The organism is Pseudomonas sp. RA_5y_Pfl1_P24 (assembly GCF_963970945.1).
Classification (GTDB): Bacteria; Pseudomonadota; Gammaproteobacteria; order Pseudomonadales; family Pseudomonadaceae; genus Aquipseudomonas; species Aquipseudomonas tritici.
Map to the genome: position 1 here is coordinate 40,609 of NZ_CAXAOJ010000005.1, position 18,448 is coordinate 59,056.

The window sequence follows — 18,448 nt, forward strand, 5'->3', positions numbered from 1 at the left end:
ATACAGTAGCTCGCTATAAGTGCAACCGTGAAATAGAAAACCCCGGACAGGTCCGGGGTTTTTTGTGACTGCCTGCTCAAGCGTGCGGGGATCAGCCGTTCTGGCGGATACCGGCGACCAGCCATGGCTGGTTCTCGCCTTGTGGGCGTTCCATGTTCCAGCTTTCGCTGAACACTTCACCCTGGTCGAAGCGCGAGGTCTTCGACACACCGCTGAACGTCAGTGTGGCGATGGTCTTGTCGGCGCGATCATCCACGCCGTCCAACTGTACGCGCAGGTCTTCAATGTAGGTCGACTGGAAAGCGTCGCCCAGGTCGGCACGTTCGCGCTTGAGGAACTCCAGCAGTTGCGGGGTCACGAACTCGGCGATCTTGTCCATTTCGTTGGCGTCCCAGTGCTGCTGCAGGGACTGGAAGTGGCTGCGGGCCGCTTCGACGAAACGTTCTTCGTTGAACCAGGCCGGTGCGTTGATCACCGGGCGGGCTGCAGCAGGTGCTGCCGAACCACCGAAGATCGAACCCATGGCTGGTTTTTGCTCGAACGCTTCACGCTGCATCGGCGCGCCGGCGGGAGCCAGGTGCTCCTGCTGCTTGCGGCGACGGGCAGCGATAAAGCGGAAGATCATAAAGGCGATGACCGCCAGGATCAGCATGTCGAAAATCTGCATGCCCTCGAAGCCGCCCCCCATGAACATGGAAGCGAGCAGGCCACCGGCGGCGATACCGGCCAGAGGGCCTAACCAGCGCGAAGCACCGCCAGCCTTGGCAGCAGCGCCCGCAGCACCGGCTGCGCCTGCGGTAGCCGCAGCACCGCCGGATGGAGCCATTTGGCTGGTCTGGTGAGTCGGTGCTGCCCCCGAACTTTTGCCGCCACCGAAGCGCTTGGCGTTGGCGTCGATGCTCATCGTCAGGCCGATGCACAACGCCATGGCGATGCTAAGAAAACGTTTCATAAAGGGAATTCTCATTTGTGGATTGCACGCGCGCCATGTTGCACAGGTGCAGTGACAGTGGCTAGCGACATAATGTTTCGGGCTTTTGCGTAGGACCGGCTCAGAATGGTCTGTAGGACTTATTACAGATATTGGCCCGCGCTTGCTAAAAACAAGGGCGGGCCAATCACCTTCATGTAGGCAGATGTTTCAAATGGCTTCGAGCTTCGCGTAACCCATCATCAGCCACTTGCTGCCTTCGGCGAAGTTCACCTGTACCCGCGCCTGGGCACCCGCGCCCTCGAAGTTGAGGATCACGCCTTCGCCGAACACCGAATGCCTGACCTGCTGGCCAAGGCTGAACTGGGTTTCCGGAATTTCTGAGCCGGCGAACAGGCTGCTGGCGCTTTGCTGCTGGCCTCCGCCGAACGGGCGGCTGACGCTGTTGGAGAGGCGCACTTCCTGAATCAGACCCTTCGGCACCTCACGTACGAAGCGCGACACCTTGTTGTAGGTCTCGCTGCCGTACAGGCGTCGGGTTTCGGCGTAGGTCATCACCAGGTTCTGCATGGCGCGCGTGATGCCGACGTAGGCCAGGCGACGTTCTTCCTCTAGACGGCCAGGTTCTTCCAGGCTCATCTTGTGGGGGAACAGGCCTTCTTCCATGCCGACCAGGAACACATACGGGAATTCCAGGCCCTTGGCGCTGTGCAAGGTCATCAGCTGGATGCTGTCTTCATGCTCATCGGCCTGGGTGTCGCCGGCTTCCAGCGACGCATGCCCGAGGAATGCGGCGAGCGGAGTCAGCTCTTCGTCTTCCTCGGTGTTTTCGAACGCACGGGCGGCGCTCACCAGTTCCTCAAGGTTTTCTACCCTGGCCTGGCCTTTCTCGCCTTTTTCCGCTTCGTGGTAGGCGATCAGGCCGGACTGTTCGATCACGGTCTGAGTCATCAGGTGCAGCGGCATTTCCGCGCATTTGGCCGACAGGTTCTCGATCAGCTCGACAAACACGCCCAGTGCGCCCGCTGCACGACCGGTCAGGCCTTTATTGGCGATCAGCAAGCGCATGGCTTCCCACATCGACACATCGGCATGGCGAGCGTGGTCGCGAATCGCCTCGACGGTTTTCTCGCCGATGCCACGCGCCGGGATATTGATGACGCGCTCCAGCGCCGCATCGTTGCCACGACCTTCCAGCAAACGCAGGTAAGCCATGGCGTTCTTGATTTCGGCACGCTCGAAGAAGCGCTGGCCGCCATAGATGCGGTACGGGATGCGCTCGCGCAGCAAGGCTTCTTCCAATACCCGCGATTGGGCGTTGGAGCGGTAAAGAATCGCGATGTCGCTGCGCGCCAGGCCGGTTTTCAGCGCGCTTTCGATGGTTTCTACCACGTAGCGTGCTTCATCGTGCTCGTTGAACGCGGCGTATAGGTTGATCGCTTCGCCTTCGCCGCCGTCGGTCCACAGCTCTTTGCCCAGACGCCCGGTGTTATTGGCGATCAAGGCGTTGGCTGCCTTGAGGATCCCGGCTGTGGAGCGGTAATTCTGCTCCAGGCGGATGGTGACCGCGTCCGGGAAGTCTTCGGAGTACTGGTAGATGTTTTCGATTTTCGCGCCACGCCAGCCGTAGATCGACTGGTCGTCGTCACCCACCACCATCAGACTGTCGCCACCTTTGGCCAGCAGGCGCAACCAGGCGTACTGCACGGCGTTGGTGTCCTGGAACTCGTCCACCAGAATGTGTCGGAAGCGTTTCTGGTAATGGGCCAGCAACCCTGGGTTGTCGCGCCACAGGTCGAGGGCGCGCAGCAGCAGCTCGGAGAAGTCGATGACCCCGGCGCGCGCGCAGGCGGCCTCGTAGGCTTCATAAATGCTGCGCATGGTGGCCAGGAACAAGTCGCCGCTGGCCTGGATATGTTGCGGGCGCAGGCCTTCGTCTTTCTGGCCGTTGATAAACCATTGCGCCTGGCGCGCCGGCCAACGCTGTTCGTCGAGGCCCAGTTCACGGATCACCCGCTTGACCAGGCGTTGCTGGTCATCGCTGTCGAGGATCTGGAAGGTCTGGGCCAGGCCCGCTTCCTGCCAGTGGGCGCGCAACAGGCGGTGCGCCAGGCCGTGGAAAGTGCCTACCCACATGCCGGCCGGGCTGATGCCCATCAACTGCTCGATGCGGTGGCGCATCTCGGCCGCGGCCTTGTTGGTGAAGGTCACCGACAGGATGGAATGCGGGGACGCGTTCTCGACCTGGATCAACCAGGCGATACGGTGCACCAGCACTCGGGTTTTACCGGAGCCAGCACCGGCCAGGACCAACTGACGGCCAACGGGGGCTGCTACGGCCTGGCGTTGGGCATCGTTGAGGGAGTTAAGCAAAAGAGAGAGATCATCGCGCATCGGCGCATTCTATGGCCCACGGGAGAGTGGGGCAAATACCAATGCCGGGTGGTCGACGTAAAACAGTCGGGGTGATGACCGGTCGGTCAACGGTCGCAGCCCGCGCAGCGTCTCGTTCAAGCCGTCTGGCTCCGGAGTTTGCGCTGCCTGAGCGTGCGGATTTTATGACGTGGAGCAGTTTGGCCGGAGCGCTTGCTTGTGTATGCTCCGTCGACGTTTCGGGCTCACCATTATAAGAACACTGCCTATGACCCTCAGCACCGATCTGCTCGGCCCCTCGGCGGCGCCCGCGCAGGTTCTTCGCAAACACTACGCCACCGAGATGGCGGTCGAGCGCACGCGCCTGCTGTATCAAGGCTCCCTGCTGCCGACCCTGTTGATGCTGGTCAATGGCCTGGTCTGCGCCTGGCTGCTCTGGAACCCCAAGCAATACCTCTTGGACAGCATCTGGCTGGTCTGGCTGCTGGCCCTGGTGGCGATGCGCGTGATCCAGGTGGCGGCGTTTGATTCAGCCATGCCCAGCCGCCAGGCCCAGCCGATATGGCGACGCGTGTTCATGCTCGGCTCGGCGGTCAGCGGCCTGACCCTGGCTATTGCCGCCATCGCGCTGGTGCCGGCGGACAGCTTTATGCAACAGGCCTGGGTGTTTGGCCTGATTGGCGCCGCGACGCTGTCGGCCAGCGTGGCCTATGCCGTGAGCCTGCCGGCGTTTTTGTCTTTCGCCTTGCCGTGCCTGGTGCCGGCGATCATCTACCTGTTCTGGAGCGGCGACCCGCGGCAGCGCGGTTGGGGTGTACTGGGCCTGATCCTGCTGGCATCCTTGAGCCTGGTGGCGTGGCAGGTCAATCGCCTGATCCAGCGCGGGCTGCTGCGACGCTTCCAGAACCAGGCGCTGATCGAGCACCTGCAACAGGCGCAGCAGCGCAGCGAACAACTCAATCAGGAGTTGGTGCGCGAAGTCGAACAGCGCCGCCAGGTCGAGCAGGAACTGCGTGACGCGCAAATCGGCCTGCAGGACCGCGTGGCGCAACGTAGCCAGGAGCTGGACGCCGCCAGCCTGGCCCTGAATAAAAGCGAAGCGCGCCTGGCCATGGCCCTGCAAGCCAGTGAACTTGGCCTGTGGGACTGGAACCTGCAAACCGACGAAGTCCACCACACCCAGCTCAAGGAATTGTTCGGCCTGGAGTCGGAGTACGTCACGGCGATGCTCGGCCATCTCAAGCCGCGCCTGCATCCCGAAGACCTGCCGCTGCTCAAGCGCGCCCTGGTGGAACACCTTAAGGGCCGCAGCGAGGACTATCAGGTGGAGTACCGCGTGCGCCACGGCGATGGGCACTGGGTATGGATCGAAGACCGTGGCCGTGCCGTGGAGCGCACGGCCAACGGGCGAGTCACGCGCATGCTTGGCACGCGCCGCGATATCAGCGCCGGCAAGGCGCTGGAGGAACAACAGCGCCTGGCGTCGACCGTGTTCGAGGCGGCCAGCGAAGGTATCGTGATTCTTGACCCGGACTACAAGCTGGTCGCCGTCAACCAGGCGTTCAGTCGTGTGACCGGTTTTGAAACCGGCGACATGATCGGCCGCAATGTCGTGGAGCTGCCCAGCAGTCGTGATGCCCGCCGCCACTTCCCGGTGATCCGCCAGGCGCTGCTCAGCCACGGCACCTGGCAGGGCGAGCTGGTGGAAACGCGTAAGAACGGCGAGCTGTACCCGCAGTGGCTGCAATTGAACGTGGTGCGCGATGTTCGGGGGAAAGTCAGCCATATCGTGGGTTTCTTCGCCGATCTCTCGGCCAGGCGTGAGTCCGAAGAGCGCATGCGCTACCTCACCCACTATGACGAATTGACCGGCCTGGCCAACCGCTCGCTGTTCCGCGAACGGCTGCGCGAGGCTCATCAGCGCGTGCGTCAGGGCGGGCGCAGCCTGGCGCTGCTGCATATCAACCTGGACCGCTTCAAGCTGCTCAATGACAGTTTGGGCCATGAAGTCGCCGACCAATTGCTGCAGAAAGTGGCGCGCCGCCTGATCAACGCCTTGCCCGAGGCCGACACCATCGCACGCCTGTCCGGGGACGAGTTCGCCGTGTTATTCGACGCTTATGGCAACCTCTCGAGCCTGGCGCGAGTCGCCACACGACTGTTGGCCAAGCTGCGCGTGCCGGTGACGGTGGATGGGCATGAGCTGGTAGTGAGTGCTTCGATGGGCGTCAGCCTGTTGCCGGACAATGCACGGGAAATTTCCGCGCTGGTCAGTCAATCGAACATGGCGATGCAGCACGCCAAGCATCTGGGCGGTAATAATTTCCAGTTCTACACCGACAGCCTGCAAGCCAGCACCCTGGAGCGCTTACAGCTGGAAAACCACTTGCGCAAGGCCATCGAGGAGCGCCAGCTCATGGTGTTCTACCAACCGAAACTGTGCCTGGCCACCGGTAAGCTGAATGCTGCCGAAGCGTTGATCCGCTGGGAGCATCCGCAGTGGGGCATGGTGCCGCCGGGGGACTTTATCGGCCTGGCCGAAGAGACCGGCCTGATCGTGCCACTGGGCGAGTTCGTGCTGCGCGAGGCCTGCTGGCAAGCCTGTGAATGGCAGCGTCAGGGGTTGGCGCCGATTCGAGTGTCGGTGAACCTGTCGGTGCATCAGTTGCGCCAGGGCAAGGTGGTCAGCCTGGTGCGTCAGGTGCTCGAAGAAACCGGGCTGGCCCCGCAATACCTCGAGCTGGAGCTGACCGAAAGCCAGTTGCTCGACAGCGTTGAACACATCATCGCGACCTTCCAGCAACTGCGCGACCTGGGCGTGAAGTTGGCCATTGATGATTTCGGTACCGGTTATTCGTCCCTCAGCTACCTCAAACGCATCCCCGTGGACTACGTGAAGATCGACCAGAGCTTTATCCGTGGGCTTGGCCAGGGGCGTGAAGACGCGGCCATTACCCGGGCAATCATTGCCATGGCCCATGGGTTGGCGCTCAAAGTGGTGGCCGAAGGTGTGGAGGATCAGCAGCAGCTGGATTTCCTGCGAGGGGAGCAGTGTGACGAAGTGCAGGGCTATTTGATCAGCCGGCCGATGCAGGCCGAAGGGTTGGCAGATTTGTTACGGAAAAATGCAGATTTTCCTGAGTGACGCCAAGGCCGCCCCTGTGGCTACAACTTGGCCGCCCTTAGATTCAAAGGGGAGCAGGGCGATTTAGTGATGCTTCGGACGGGCAAAACGACAATTCTTGTAGTATAACTACAAGATTGCTACATCCTTGGCCCTGCCCATAACAAGAGTCCTGCCCTTTGAACCTGTTGCAACATATCGCCCAGTCGCGCCACCTGTTACGCAAATCGGAACTCAAGGTTGCCGATCACGTGCTGCTTGACCCTGCGGCTGTGATGCACAGTTCCATGGCCGACCTGGCCCATAGTGTGGGCATCAGCGAGCCGACCATCGTGCGCTTCTGCCGCGCCATCGGTTGCTCCGGGTTCCAGGACTTGAAACTCAAGTTGGCCCAAAGTTTGGCCGCCGGTGCCAGCTTCGGGCAATTTGCGATTCACGAAGACGATTCCGTCGCCGACTACAGCCTGAAAATCTTCGACACCACCCTGCACACCCTGATGGAAGTGCGCGAGAAGCTCGACCCGGTGGAGTTGCAAAAGGCCGTGACCGCTATGTCCCAGGCCCAGCGTGTCGAGTTCTACGGTTTTGGTGCTTCGGGCGCAGTGGCCGCTGACGCCCAACACAAGTTCTTCCGCCTGCTGCTCACCGCCGCCGCCTACAGTGACCCGCATATGCAGGCAATGTCGGCGGTGACCTTGAAGCCTACCGACGTCGCCATCTGTATTTCCCAGTCGGGCCGTTCCAAAGACCTGCTGATCACCGCCAATCTGGTGCGTGAAAGCGGTGCGACCCTGATCACCCTGTGCCCGAGCCAGACGCCGTTGGCGGAACTGTCTACGGTCAACCTGGCAATCGACGTGCATGAAGACACTGAGATTTATACGCCGCTGACCTCGCGTATCGCCCACTTGGTGGTGATTGATGTGTTGGCAATGGGCGTGGCCATGGCGCGCGGGCCGAGCCTGGTCAACCACCTCAAGAGCGTGAAGCGCAGCTTGCGTAGCCTGCGGTTGTCGCCCAAGTCGGTCAAAGCCCTCGACGATTGATTCAAAGTCACACTCGGTCAAATGTGGGAGCTGGCTTGCCTGCGATAGCGGTCTGCCAGTTACCACATCACTGACTGAGCCACCGCTATCGCAGGCAAGCCACACACATTGGATTTGCGTCAGTTTTAGAAGATTCATCGTCCTGTAACCCCCGCGCCGCCAAACCGTCATCCCCTGCGCCCATCCTGTACTCCCCGCACTCGCATTGGGAGACTCGAAATGGCCCGGCCCTACGAAGAAAGCAACAGCACCGTAAAGACCCGTCGTCAGCAGGAAGACCAACGCCGCATGGCGTTCCGTCGCGCAATCGAAGACCGTTGCGAGGAGCGCCAATTGCTCCAGAGCATCAGTGACTACCCGGAACTCCACTGGCAGGCACCCGCGGCTGCCCAGCGAACCGCTCAGCCAGTGCGCTGATCTGCACCCGTTCGCTGCGAATAAAGCCCAGGAACGCATGGGCCACCGGTGACAGGCGCTTGGCCTTGGCCTGCACCAGGCACCAACTGCGGTACAGCGGCAGCTCTTCCACCGGCAGCTCCTTGAGCCCGCCGGTGGCCAGTTCCATGTTGACCGCGTGGCGCGTCAGCAGGGCCACGCCCAATCCCGCGCATACACATTCGCGCTGCGCCTCGGCCGAGGCGACTTCCACCGTCTGGGTGAAGTGCACACGTTTCTCCTTAAAGTACTCTTCGCAAGCCATCCGCGTGCCGGAACCCGGTTCACGTAGCAGCAGCGTGTAAGGTTCCAGATCTTGCAGGCGCAGTGGGCCTTGCAGGCTCAAAGGGTGGTTGGGGGGCGCCACGGCGACAATCGGGTTGTTGAGGAATGGCAGGAATTCCAGGCCCATGTCCTGGGGCACCATGGACATGATCACCAGATCGTCGCGGTTGTCGGAAAGCCGGCGGATCACCTGGGCACGGTTGACCACCGTCAGGTGCAACTGCACCTCAGGGTGCTGGCGCTTAAAGGCAGCAAACAAATGCGGCACAAAGTATTTGGCGCTGGATTCCACGGCCAGCTTCAGTTGGCCCTGCAGCGAGCCCTGCATGTCCGACAGCTGCATATCGAGGTTCTCCAGCCGTCCGAAGATATCGCGACTGGCCCGTTGCAGCGCTTCAGCGGCCTCGGTCATGTAGAGTTTTTTGCCGACATAATCGAACAGCGGCTGGCCGATCAGCTCTTCCAGCTGACGAATTTGTAGGCTCACGGCGGGCTGTGTGAGGGACATTTCCTCGGCGGCGCGGCTATAAGAGCGCAAATCACACACTTCATGAAAGATCTGCAGCTGACGCAATGTCAGTCGCATCAATGACTTACGCATGTTTAGCTCTCCTCATCCCAAGCCAGCCGAACAACTATAAGTCTTTACTTATGCATGACCCAATAATTATTGATTTTTGTTAATCCCTCTATGGGCTTAGGGTGTGTCTTGCGACTGTCATGAAACATTTGGTCACGCGACGACCCAGCTCCTGTGGGTCGAAGAACGCAGCAATCGGCTCAAGGGAATTTCCAAGTGATAAAAAAGATCCTGATCGCCAACCGTGGTGAAATTGCCGTACGAATCGTGCGTGCCTGCGCCGAGATGGGCATTCGCTCGGTCGCGGTCTACTCCGACGCCGACCGCCATGCGTTGCACGTCAAGCGTGCCGACGAAGCCCACAGCATTGGTGCCGAGCCACTGGCCGGTTACCTGAACCCGCGCAAGCTGGTGAACTTGGCGGTGGAAACCGGTTGTGATGCGCTGCATCCCGGCTATGGCTTCCTGTCGGAGAACGCCGAACTGGCGGATATCTGTGCCGAACGCGGGATCAAATTCATCGGCCCGTCCGCTGAAGTGATCCGTCGCATGGGCGACAAGACCGAAGCGCGCCGCAGCATGATCAAGGCTGGCGTACCGGTCACGCCCGGCACCGAAGGCAACGTCGCCGACATCGCCGAAGCCCTGACTGAAGGCGACCGTATTGGTTACCCGGTGATGCTCAAGGCCACCTCCGGCGGTGGCGGTCGTGGTATCCGTCGTTGCAACAGCCGCGAAGAACTTGAACAAGCCTTCCCCCGCGTCATCTCCGAAGCCACCAAGGCGTTCGGCTCGGCGGAAGTGTTCCTGGAAAAATGCATCGTCAATCCCAAGCACATCGAGGCGCAGATCCTCGGTGACAGCTTTGGCAACGTGGTGCACCTGTTCGAGCGCGATTGCTCGATCCAGCGCCGCAACCAGAAGCTCATCGAAATCGCCCCAAGCCCTCAGCTGACCCCGGAACAGCGCGCCTACATCGGCGACCTGTCGGTGCGCGCCGCCAAGGCCGTGGGTTACGAGAACGCCGGCACCGTGGAGTTCCTGCTCGCGGAGGGCGAGGTGTACTTCATGGAGATGAACACCCGGGTGCAGGTGGAACACACCATCACCGAAGAAATCACCGGGATCGACATCGTCCGCGAGCAAATCCGTATCGCCTCCGGGTTGCCGCTGTCGGTGAAACAGGAAGATATCCAGCACCGGGGTTTCGCGTTGCAGTTCCGCATCAACGCCGAAGACCCGAAGAACAACTTCCTCCCAAGCTTCGGCAAGATCACCCGTTACTACGCCCCCGGCGGTCCTGGCGTGCGCACCGACACGGCGATCTACACCGGCTACACCATCCCACCGTTCTACGACTCCATGTGCCTGAAACTGGTGGTGTGGGCGTTGACCTGGGAAGAAGCCATGGACCGCGGCCTGCGTGCCCTGGACGACATGCGCCTGCAAGGCGTGAAGACCACCGCCGCCTACTACCAGGAAATCCTGCGCAACCCGGAATTCCGCAGCGGCCAGTTCAATACCAGCTTCGTTGAAGCCCACCCTGAGCTGACCAACTACTCGATCAAGCGCAAACCCGAAGAGCTGGCCCTGGCCATCGCCGCCGCCATCGCCGCCCACGCAGGCTTATAAATAAGCAGCTGCAAGTTGCAAGCGGCAAGCTACAAGTTAAAGCGCATCAGCCTTTACTTGCAGCTTGTAGCTTGAAACTTGCAGCTATGAGGAGATCCGAATATGACTAAGAAAATCTTCGTAACCGACACCATCCTGCGCGACGCCCACCAATCGTTGCTCGCGACCCGCATGCGCACCGATGACATGCTGCCGATCTGCGACAAGCTCGACAAAGTCGGCTACTGGTCCCTGGAAGTCTGGGGCGGCGCGACCTTCGACGCTTGCGTACGTTTCCTCAAAGAAGACCCGTGGGAGCGCCTGCGCAAACTGCGCGCCGCGTTGCCTAACACCCGCCTGCAAATGTTGCTGCGTGGCCAGAACCTGCTGGGCTACCGCCATTACAGCGACGACGTGGTCAAGGCGTTCGTGGCCAAGGCGGCAGTCAACGGCATCGACGTATTCCGCATCTTCGACGCCATGAATGACGTGCGTAACCTGCGCGTGGCCATCGAAGCGGTGAAGGCCGCCGGCAAACATGCCCAGGGCACCATCGCCTACACCACCAGCCCGGTGCACACTGTCGAAGCGTTTGTGGCCCAGGCCAAACAGCTCGAATCCATGGGGTGCGACTCGATTGCGATCAAGGACATGGCCGGCCTGTTGACCCCGTACGCCACCGGTGAACTGGTCAAGGCGCTGAAAGCCGAACAAAACCTGCCGATCTTTATCCACTCCCACGACACCGCCGGTCTGGCCGCGATGTGCCAACTCAAGGCCATCGAAAACGGTGCCGACCACATCGACACCGCCATTTCCAGCTTTGCCTGGGGCACCAGCCATCCGGGTACCGAGTCGATGGTCGCCGCCCTTAAGGGCAGTGAGTTCGACACCGGCCTGAGCCTGGAACTGCTGCAAGAGATCGGCCTGTACTTCTATGCCGTGCGCAAGAAGTACCACCAGTTCGAAAGTGAATTCACCGCCGTCGACACCCGTGTGCAAGTCAACCAAGTGCCGGGCGGGATGATTTCCAACCTGGCCAACCAGTTGAAAGAGCAGGGCGCCCTCAACCGCATGAGCGAAGTGCTGGCCGAAATCCCGCGTGTGCGTGAAGACCTTGGCTTCCCGCCGCTGGTCACCCCGACCTCGCAGATCGTCGGCACCCAGGCGTTTTTCAACGTGCTGGCCGGTGAGCGCTACAAGACCATTACCAACGAAGTGAAGCTCTACCTGCAAGGCGGCTACGGCAAGGCGCCGGGCACCGTGAATGAGAAACTGCGTCGCCAGGCCATCGGCAGTGAAGAGGTCATTGACGTACGCCCGGCCGATTTGCTCAAGCCGGAAATGACCAAGCTGCGTGGCGAAATCGGCGCGCTGGCCAAGTCTGAAGAAGACGTGCTGACCTACGCCATGTTCCCGGACATCGGCCGCAAGTTCCTCGAAGAGCGCGACGCCGGCACCCTGGCGCCGGAAGTACTGTTGCCGATTCCTGAAGCGGGCGGCGTGGCCCGTGCCGGTGGCGAAGGCGTGCCGACCGAGTTCGTCATCGACGTGCACGGTGAGAGCTACCGCGTGGACATCACCGGTGTCGGCGTGAAGGCCGAAGGCAAGCGCCACTTCTACCTGTCCATCGACGGCATGCCCGAAGAAGTGGTGTTCGAACCGCTCAACGAGTTTGTCAGCGGTGGTAACAGCAAGCGCAAGCAGGCCACCGAGCCGGGCCATGTCAGCACCGCGATGCCGGGCAATATCGTCGACGTGCTGGTCAAGGAAGGCGACGTGGTCAAGGCCGGCCAGGCCGTACTGATTACCGAAGCCATGAAGATGGAAACCGAAGTGCAGGCAGCGATTGCCGGCAAGGTGAGCGCTGTTCATGTAGCCAAGGGCGACCGGGTCAACCCTGGCGAAATCCTGATTGAAATCGAAGGCTGATACAGCCTTCGACATTACCGTTTAATCCTCGGGGGGGCAGGTGCTCCCCTTTTTTTCGCCTGTAGTTTGCTTAGAAACGCATCCGCCACTGCCCTATCAAGCCTTGGCTGCTGCTTTGGGTGCCGTTTTCCGCGCTGTAGGCCAGGCCGACGGTGTGGTTGGCTGAGAGTGCCAGATCGAGCCCAGCCTGCAGGTTCAGGCTGTTGCGGTCGAGCGACGCGCCCTGAAGGGTGAAGCCGTCAATGCCGCCCTGGCGAAAGGACTGGCGCACCTGGCTGTCGACGTCGCCATAGAGGTGTTTCCACTGCGTACTCAGATGGGGTGTGAGGGTCATCTGGTTGTCGAACAGGAACAGTTTGGCCAGGCGCAGACCAAAGGTGCTGCTCAGGTTCTGTTGGGTTTGCGCATCGACGTTCAGCGCCGCGGCCCCGCCGTGTTCCTTGAAACTGTCACGGCTGTAGCGCTGGTAGCCAAGGCCAGCAAACGGCTCGATGCTGATGTCGCCACTGCCCAGTTGGTAGCCCATTTCGCCGAAGACATTCTGGCTGTTGGCGGTGTAGCGGCCCTTGAGTGTGTCCTTGTAACCCAGGATATCGATGCCACGTTTGTTTTGCCCCGCATGGCTGCTGTAGATCGCGCCCAGGCGTAACGCCAACGGACCGTCCTGGCGCACGGCGTAACCGCCCAGATGCCAGCTGTCCAGGTCTGCGGTAAAGCGCTGCGTATCGAAACGGCTGCTGGATTTTGCCCCCAGCACACCGACTCGCCAGGCGTGGTCGACAGCCCAATCTGCGCCCATTAAAACGCCTTGGTTGGCCGTATTCAGGCCGGCAGTGCCGCGCTGGCTGTCGAGACCGCCTTCGCTGCCGAGGTTTTTTACCCAGAAGTGGCCGTTGGAGTCGGTGGGCAACTCGCGCAGGGTCGAGAGCACGCGGCTGCTCAGTTGCTGGGTGCTGCTCTGGGTTGCTGCCGCCAGGTTTGCGTTCTGGCTGCCCGCCAGTTGCTCGAGGGCCGCGCCGAATGCGCCGGGTTTCTGTGCGAGTTCTGCGTTGAGTTTCTCCAGGGCCTTGATCTGCTCGGAGCTCAGTTTGCCCGACTCCAGCAGGCGAGTCAGTGCTGGCTCCAGCACCTTCGCCACCTGCCGACCATTGTGAGTAGTGGCTTGCCCAGTGAAATAGCCGTCGATAGGCGCAGCTTCAACTTCGGGAAGGTCGAACCACTCAAAAGCCGGTGCGTCGTAGGGTTGATACCAGTACGGCATGTACTCGATATCGCCGCGCGCATGTGCATATTGAAGGTTGGCCGCAGCGAGTAGGCTGATGGCAAGTACGATTCTGCGGAGTGTAATGGGCATGAATTCCCAACCTCTTGGTGAATGAGGCGGGGAATTTAGCGAGGTGAAGGAGGGATAACTGTCAGGCCACGCAGTCGCGGTGTGCGGGAGTTGTCGCTATCGGTCGGCGATAAGCGACGTCTGCATTTTATTGCGTAATCACGATCCTAAAAGCACACCAATATGCATTTTAATGCAGCTTTTGGAGCTCAACTACGACGCACATACCCCTTGCCATAGTGCCGTTCCAGCCGCGCCTGGATCAGCTCCATGCCCAGCGACAGCACCCAGTAAATAATCGCCGCCGTGGTCAGCATCTCGATATAGCGATAGCTCGAGCGGCCATAGGACTGCGCCAGGAACATGACCTCCCACACGCCCATCACCGAGATCAGGGACGAGTCCTTGAGCATCGAGATGAACTGGTTGGTGGCCGGCGGAATGATGGTGCGCATGGCCTGGGGCAGGGTGACGTGCCAGAAGATCACGTTGTCACGCATGCCCAGGGCGAGTGCCGCTTCACGCTGACCGTGGGTGACACCGAGGATGCCGGCGCGGAAGATTTCGCTCAAGTAAGCGCCGTAGTTCAGCGACAACGCGATGATCCCGGCGACGATGGCGCCCGGCACCAGGCCCAACTGGGGCAGGCCGAGGTAGATAAGCAAAATCTGGATCAGCAGCGGCGTGCCGCGAAAGAACGAGGCATAAAAGCTGGCGATGCCAAAGGCCACGGCGCTTTTCGACAAGCGTCCCAGCGCGGTGACAAACCCCAGCACCGACGATATACCGATCGAGCACAGGCACAAGAACAGCGTCAGCGCCGCGCCTTGCAGGAAGCCATTGGGCGAAAGGTGCACGCCCACCAGGTTGGGCAGCTTGTCGAGGATGATCGAGAACTTCAGGTCAAAGCTCAGGAAGAAACTGGCGAACAGGCAGAACAGCACGGCCCAGGTCAGGTACAACCGGGTGCGAAAACCGAAGAGCCGCTGCCAGCGCGACGCGCTGACCGGCGGCTTGGGAGGTGTGGGGAACGCAGTCATTGGCTGATGTCGGCGCCGATCCATTTCTGCGACAGCTTGCTCAGGGTGCCATCCTGTTTCAACTGGGCGAAGACTTCACGCACCTTGCTGTCCCACTGCGGGTCGCCTTTTTCGATCGCCACTGAGTTGGGCTCCGAATACAACGGCTCGCCGGCCAGCTTGAAGCGCTTGTCCTCGGTGAGGCGCGGTTGAGCGGTGACCAGGTTGGTGAGGATTGCATCCAGGCGCACGCCGGCGCCCAGGCCGAGGTCTTGGAAGGCCACGTTGTCGGTGTCGTAGGGCGCGATCTGTACGTTGTCGAATGGATACTGCAACTGCGTGTCTTCGGCGCCTTCAATCACCAGGTTTTTGTTCAGGTAGCTTTCATAGCTGGAGGCGCTGGTCAGGCCGACTTTCTTGCCGCTCAGGTCCTTGGCGCTGTGGATGCGATCATCCTTGGCGTTGACCACGATCACCGCCGGCGAGGCGTAGTACTCCACCGGAAAGTCGAACACCTCGGCGCGGGCCTTGCTCGGGGTCATGGAGCAGATGCAGATGTCGTAGCGGCCACTCCAGCGGCCGGCCGCGATCACGTCCCAGGAGGGCGTCTCCAGGCGCAGCTTCACACCGAGTTTTTGCGCCACGGCCTTGGCCACGTCGACGTCGAAGCCATCGAGCTGATTTTGTTCGTTAAGAAACGAGAACGGCGGGTAGCTCTCCATCAGCACGCCCACCAGTTCTTTCTTCTTCTCAATTCGGTCCAGCGTTGCACCGCCAAAGGCTTGCGTTGAAGCGGCCAGAATCGTCAGGCCCAAGGCCAGCAGCGGTTTCAGTTTCATGGATCGGTACCTGAATGAAAAAAGAGTTGTTATGAAGCGGATTCGACGTATTAAATAGTTATAAGAACGACTCTCATAGTGAGTTATTTTCATAAGCTTATGAGTAAAAAGCATATGGCCACAGCAACAGTAATTCTTGATGGCGGCATGGGCCGTGAACTGCAACGCCGTGGCGCGCCGTTCCGGCAGCCGGAGTGGTCAGCGTTGGCCTTGAGCGAAGCGCCCCAAGCGGTGGAGGCGGTGCATACTGCGTACATTCAGAGCGGTGCCAACGTGATCACCAGCAACAGCTACGCGGTGGTGCCGTTCCATATCGGCGAGGCGCGGTTTGCCGAGGAGGGCGAAGCCCTGGCGGCGCTTGCCGGTGAGCTGGCCAGGCGCGCGGTAGACGCATCCGGCAAGGCCGTGCGCGTGGCGGGTTCGCTGCCGCCGCTGTTTGGTTCGTATCGCCCGGACCTATTCAAGCCACAGCGCGTATCCGAATTGCTGACACCGTTGGTGCGAGGCCTCGCGCCTTTTGTTGACGTGTGGCTGGCGGAAACCCAGAGCTCGATCGTTGAAGCCCGTGCGATCCACGCCGGTTTGCCCGAGGACGGCAAACCGTTCTGGCTGTCGTTTACTCTCAAGGATGAAGACACCGACGAAGTCCCGCGCCTGCGTTCCGGCGAACCGGTGGCGGATGCGGCCGAAGCGGCGGCGCAGCTGGGTGTGCAAGTGCTGTTGTTCAACTGCAGCCAGCCGGAAGTGATAGGCGATGCCATTGACGCAGCGCGCCAGACGTTCGAGCGCCTGGGCGTGCAGATTGAGGTGGGCGCCTACGCCAATGCCTTCCCGCCGCAGCCCAAGGAAGCCACGGCCAACGATGGTCTTGACCCATTGCGTGAGGATCTGGACCCGCCGGGTTACCTGCACTGGGCAGCGGACTGGCAGGCACGCGGTGCCAGCCATTTGGGCGGATGCTGCGGGATCGGGCCTGAGCACATTGCGGTGTTGGCCCAGAAGCTGAGGTAGTTGAATTCACACAAGTCCTAATGTGGGAGCGTGCTTGCTCGCGAAAGCGGTGGATCAGTCGACAGCTGCAGTGACTGACCCGCCGTATTCGCAAGCAAGCCTGCTCCCACAAGGGTTTCTGTGTTGCCGGGTAGATTAAGCCCGGCACTCCGCCAAGCTTTTCACCTGGCCTGAACCTGTCTGGTTAGCCTCGGACAACCACGCCTCAAACCCCGCCCCAATCGCCGGCCATTCGGTATCGATGATCGAATACCATGCCGTATCCCGGTTCTGCCCCTTGACCACCATGTGCTGGCGGAACACCCCTTCAAAACTGAACCCCAGTCGCTCTGCCGCATATTTGGAGCGGGTGTTGCCGTTATTGCACTTCCATTCCAGCCGACGATAACCCTGCTCGAACGCATACTTGGCCAGCAAGTACACCGCTTCGGTGCTTTTCGGTGAGCGCTGCATCGGCGCGCCAAAGGTGACGTGGCCGATTTCGATACGGCCCTGGGCTGGGACGATGGACATCAGGCTGAGGATGCCTTGCACCTGGCCGGTCTTGAGGTCGACCACGCTGAAGAAATAGGGCTCGTTGTGTTGAGCGTGGTTGTTCAACCAGGCATTGAACGCACTGCGCTCAGGAAAAGGCCCGTAGGGTAAATAGTCCCACAGCTTGGGGTCGGCACCGGGGCCTTCAAGGGCTTGCCACAAGTCATCGCCATGGCGCGCCGGGTCGAGTTTTTCCAGGCGGATAAAACGCCCTTCAAGCAGTTGCACGCTGGGTGCCGGGACGCCTTTCCAGTTGGCGAGGGAGGTGGACATGCTGCGCTCCTTAAAGACCTTTGCGAAATTGGATGAAACCAGGGCGTTCGGCGATGCGTTCGTACAGCTGGATCGCAGTGGCGTTGGTCTCGTGGGTGAGCCAGTGAACCTTACAGCAGCCGTCAGCCTTTGCGGTGGCGTAGACAAACTCAATCAGCTTGCGGCCCACGCCGGTGCCCCGTTGAGAGGGCTCTACGAGCAGGTCTTGCAGGTAGCAGGCGTTTTCGATGCTCCAATTGGAGCGGTGGTAGATGAAGTTGACCATGCCCACCGCCTTGCCGTCTTGCCAGGCCAGTACGGAATGGGTCGGCTCGTTGGCGTCGATCAGGCGCTCCCAGGTGCTTTGGCTAACGGCGCCCGGCAGTTCGGTGTTGTAGAACTTCAGGTACGCCTGCCACAGCGGCAGCCAGGCGCCATGGTCGGCGGCGGTGACCTGGCGGATGTCGATCTGACTCATTCTGGGACTCCTTGGGGGATAAAGCGTGCGAGGGTCTGGTCGCGTACGTCGACGCTGGCGGCCAGCCCCTCGCGAACGCCGGCGATGTCGGCAGCGCTGCGGTTCTGGCTGAGTTTGCGTTTGCCGATCAGGCGCTCGATCGGCAACGCAAAGCCGACAATGGCTTTGAGCATGCCTTCAATGTAGTCGGCCGGGGCGTCGCTGACTTTCCACGGCTGGGCGCGGCTGCCTTCATGGCGATCGGTCAATGCACTGACCACCCCAAGCAAACGCTCGGCATCGGTAAACACCTCGGCCTTGCCGTAGGCATGCACGGCGATGTAATTCCAGGTGGGCACGACTTTGCCGTGCTCGGCCTTGGCCGGGTAAAACGACGGGCTGATATACGCCTCGGCGCCGGCGAAGATCACCAGAGCTTCGCTGCCGTTTTGCAGGTCCTTCCACTGCGGGTTGGCCTTAGCCAGGTGCCCGTAAAGTGTGCCATCAGGGCCTTCATCGGGGTTGAGCAGCAGCGGCAAGTGGCTGGCTTGCAGGCCGTGCTCGCCTACGGTCACCAACTGCGCCAAGCGGGTGTGCTGGATCAATTGCTGCAGTTCGGGCAAGTCTTCGAGGGCAAAGGCACGGGGCGTATACATAGAAATTTTCCTTGGCGAATGCCTGCATCC

General features: G+C 60.9%; 15 protein-coding genes. 6 read left to right on the forward strand and 9 right to left on the reverse strand.

Translation table 11 applies throughout. The features are described from left to right. Window positions 1-91: 91 nt before the first annotated feature. Complete coding sequence (locus tag AACY30_RS09215; RefSeq protein ID WP_339418622.1) at window positions 92-952, reverse strand: Tim44 domain-containing protein; 861 nt, start codon at window positions 950-952, stop codon at window positions 92-94. Window positions 953-1,141: 189 nt separating this feature from the next. Continuing rightward, entirely contained in the window at window positions 1,142-3,325 is a 2,184-nt protein-coding gene (uvrD, locus tag AACY30_RS09220; protein WP_339436619.1) for a DNA helicase II, read from the reverse strand. A 247-nt stretch (window positions 3,326-3,572) separates the two neighbouring features. Here uvrD and AACY30_RS09225 point away from each other — a divergent pair, with 247 nt between their 5' ends. The 3 genes from AACY30_RS09225 (at window position 3,573) to AACY30_RS09235 (ending at window position 7,891) form a co-directional block, all read left to right on the forward strand. Next, window positions 3,573-6,449 carry an EAL domain-containing protein gene (locus tag AACY30_RS09225; protein WP_339540195.1) on the forward strand — a complete coding sequence of 959 codons (2,877 nt, stop codon included), beginning with the start codon at window positions 3,573-3,575 and terminating at the stop codon, window positions 6,447-6,449. Window positions 6,450-6,607: 158 nt separating this feature from the next. Next, the gene (gene hexR / locus AACY30_RS09230) at window positions 6,608-7,474 is read left to right on the forward strand and encodes a transcriptional regulator HexR (protein WP_010168370.1); all 867 of its coding nucleotides are present in this window, start codon (window positions 6,608-6,610) and stop codon (window positions 7,472-7,474) included. Window positions 7,475-7,693: 219 nt separating this feature from the next. Then, entirely contained in the window at window positions 7,694-7,891 is a 198-nt protein-coding gene (locus tag AACY30_RS09235) for a PA3496 family putative envelope integrity protein (RefSeq protein WP_339540196.1), read from the forward strand. Here AACY30_RS09235 and AACY30_RS09240 read toward each other — a convergent pair. Next, window positions 7,821-8,795, reverse strand: a complete 975-nt coding sequence (locus AACY30_RS09240) for a LysR family transcriptional regulator (protein ID WP_339418629.1) — start codon at window positions 8,793-8,795, stop codon at window positions 7,821-7,823. The genes AACY30_RS09235 and AACY30_RS09240 overlap by 71 nt on opposite strands. Before the next feature lie 195 nt (window positions 8,796-8,990). Here AACY30_RS09240 and AACY30_RS09245 point away from each other — a divergent pair, with 195 nt between their 5' ends. Together AACY30_RS09245 and oadA are read left to right on the forward strand one after the other, a co-directional pair. Continuing rightward, window positions 8,991-10,406, forward strand: coding sequence for an acetyl-CoA carboxylase biotin carboxylase subunit (locus AACY30_RS09245; RefSeq protein WP_049710865.1), 1,416 nt, complete (start codon window positions 8,991-8,993; stop codon window positions 10,404-10,406). Window positions 10,407-10,508: 102 nt separating this feature from the next. Continuing rightward, complete coding sequence (gene oadA, locus AACY30_RS09250; RefSeq protein WP_339418632.1) at window positions 10,509-12,317, forward strand: sodium-extruding oxaloacetate decarboxylase subunit alpha; 1,809 nt, start codon at window positions 10,509-10,511, stop codon at window positions 12,315-12,317. A gap of 70 nt (window positions 12,318-12,387) precedes the next feature. Here oadA and AACY30_RS09255 read toward each other — a convergent pair whose 3' ends face one another. The 3 genes from AACY30_RS09255 to AACY30_RS09265 form a co-directional block, all read right to left on the reverse strand. Next, entirely contained in the window at window positions 12,388-13,671 is a 1,284-nt protein-coding gene (locus tag AACY30_RS09255; protein ID WP_339540197.1) for an autotransporter outer membrane beta-barrel domain-containing protein, read from the reverse strand. Window positions 13,672-13,859: 188 nt separating this feature from the next. Next, window positions 13,860-14,690, reverse strand: coding sequence for an amino acid ABC transporter permease (locus AACY30_RS09260; RefSeq protein WP_339540198.1), 831 nt, complete (start codon window positions 14,688-14,690; stop codon window positions 13,860-13,862). Further along, complete coding sequence (locus AACY30_RS09265; RefSeq protein WP_339418637.1) at window positions 14,687-15,508, reverse strand: ABC transporter substrate-binding protein; 822 nt, start codon at window positions 15,506-15,508, stop codon at window positions 14,687-14,689. Before AACY30_RS09265 ends, AACY30_RS09260 begins: the two co-directional genes overlap by 4 nt. Before the next feature lie 114 nt (window positions 15,509-15,622). On the opposite strand from AACY30_RS09265, the gene AACY30_RS09270 reads away from it, so the two are divergent. Then, window positions 15,623-16,519, forward strand: coding sequence for a homocysteine S-methyltransferase family protein (locus AACY30_RS09270; RefSeq protein ID WP_339540199.1), 897 nt, complete (start codon window positions 15,623-15,625; stop codon window positions 16,517-16,519). Between the two features lie 135 nt (window positions 16,520-16,654). Here AACY30_RS09270 and AACY30_RS09275 read toward each other — a convergent pair whose 3' ends face one another. From AACY30_RS09275 to AACY30_RS09285, 3 genes are read right to left on the reverse strand one after another with little or no spacing between them, the layout of a single operon-like run. Next, window positions 16,655-17,326 (reverse strand): GNAT family N-acetyltransferase, encoded by a 672-nt coding sequence (locus AACY30_RS09275; RefSeq protein WP_339540200.1) that lies wholly within the window; start codon window positions 17,324-17,326, stop codon window positions 16,655-16,657. A 10-nt stretch (window positions 17,327-17,336) separates the two neighbouring features. Next, the gene (locus AACY30_RS09280) at window positions 17,337-17,783 is read right to left on the reverse strand and encodes a GNAT family N-acetyltransferase (protein WP_339472151.1); all 447 of its coding nucleotides are present in this window, start codon (window positions 17,781-17,783) and stop codon (window positions 17,337-17,339) included. Continuing rightward, window positions 17,780-18,418: an FMN-binding negative transcriptional regulator gene (locus tag AACY30_RS09285; RefSeq protein WP_339540201.1), complete on the reverse strand. Its 639-nt coding sequence runs from the start codon at window positions 18,416-18,418 to the stop codon at window positions 17,780-17,782. The genes AACY30_RS09280 and AACY30_RS09285 overlap by 4 nt, the downstream gene beginning before the upstream one ends. Window positions 18,419-18,448: the final 30 nt, after the last annotated feature.

Excerpts from the sequence above, each read along its gene's own strand:
- AACY30_RS09215 (WP_339418622.1), bottom strand. The coding sequence starts at position 952 with ATGAAACGTTTTCTTAGCATCGCCATGGCGTTGTGCATCGGCCTGACG.
- uvrD (WP_339436619.1), bottom strand. The coding sequence starts at position 3,325 with ATGCGCGATGATCTCTCTCTTTTGCTTAACTCCCTCAACGATGCCCAA.
- AACY30_RS09225 (WP_339540195.1), top strand. The coding sequence starts at position 3,573 with ATGACCCTCAGCACCGATCTGCTCGGCCCCTCGGCGGCGCCCGCGCAG.
- AACY30_RS09235 (WP_339540196.1), top strand. The coding sequence starts at position 7,694 with ATGGCCCGGCCCTACGAAGAAAGCAACAGCACCGTAAAGACCCGTCGT.
- AACY30_RS09240 (WP_339418629.1), bottom strand. The coding sequence starts at position 8,795 with ATGCGTAAGTCATTGATGCGACTGACATTGCGTCAGCTGCAGATCTTT.
- oadA (WP_339418632.1), top strand. The coding sequence starts at position 10,509 with ATGACTAAGAAAATCTTCGTAACCGACACCATCCTGCGCGACGCCCAC.
- AACY30_RS09255 (WP_339540197.1), bottom strand. The coding sequence starts at position 13,671 with ATGCCCATTACACTCCGCAGAATCGTACTTGCCATCAGCCTACTCGCT.
- AACY30_RS09260 (WP_339540198.1), bottom strand. The coding sequence starts at position 14,690 with ATGACTGCGTTCCCCACACCTCCCAAGCCGCCGGTCAGCGCGTCGCGC.
- AACY30_RS09265 (WP_339418637.1), bottom strand. The coding sequence starts at position 15,508 with ATGAAACTGAAACCGCTGCTGGCCTTGGGCCTGACGATTCTGGCCGCT.
- AACY30_RS09270 (WP_339540199.1), top strand. The coding sequence starts at position 15,623 with ATGGCCACAGCAACAGTAATTCTTGATGGCGGCATGGGCCGTGAACTG.
- AACY30_RS09275 (WP_339540200.1), bottom strand. The coding sequence starts at position 17,326 with ATGTCCACCTCCCTCGCCAACTGGAAAGGCGTCCCGGCACCCAGCGTG.
- AACY30_RS09280 (WP_339472151.1), bottom strand. The coding sequence starts at position 17,783 with ATGAGTCAGATCGACATCCGCCAGGTCACCGCCGCCGACCATGGCGCC.
- AACY30_RS09285 (WP_339540201.1), bottom strand. The coding sequence starts at position 18,418 with ATGTATACGCCCCGTGCCTTTGCCCTCGAAGACTTGCCCGAACTGCAG.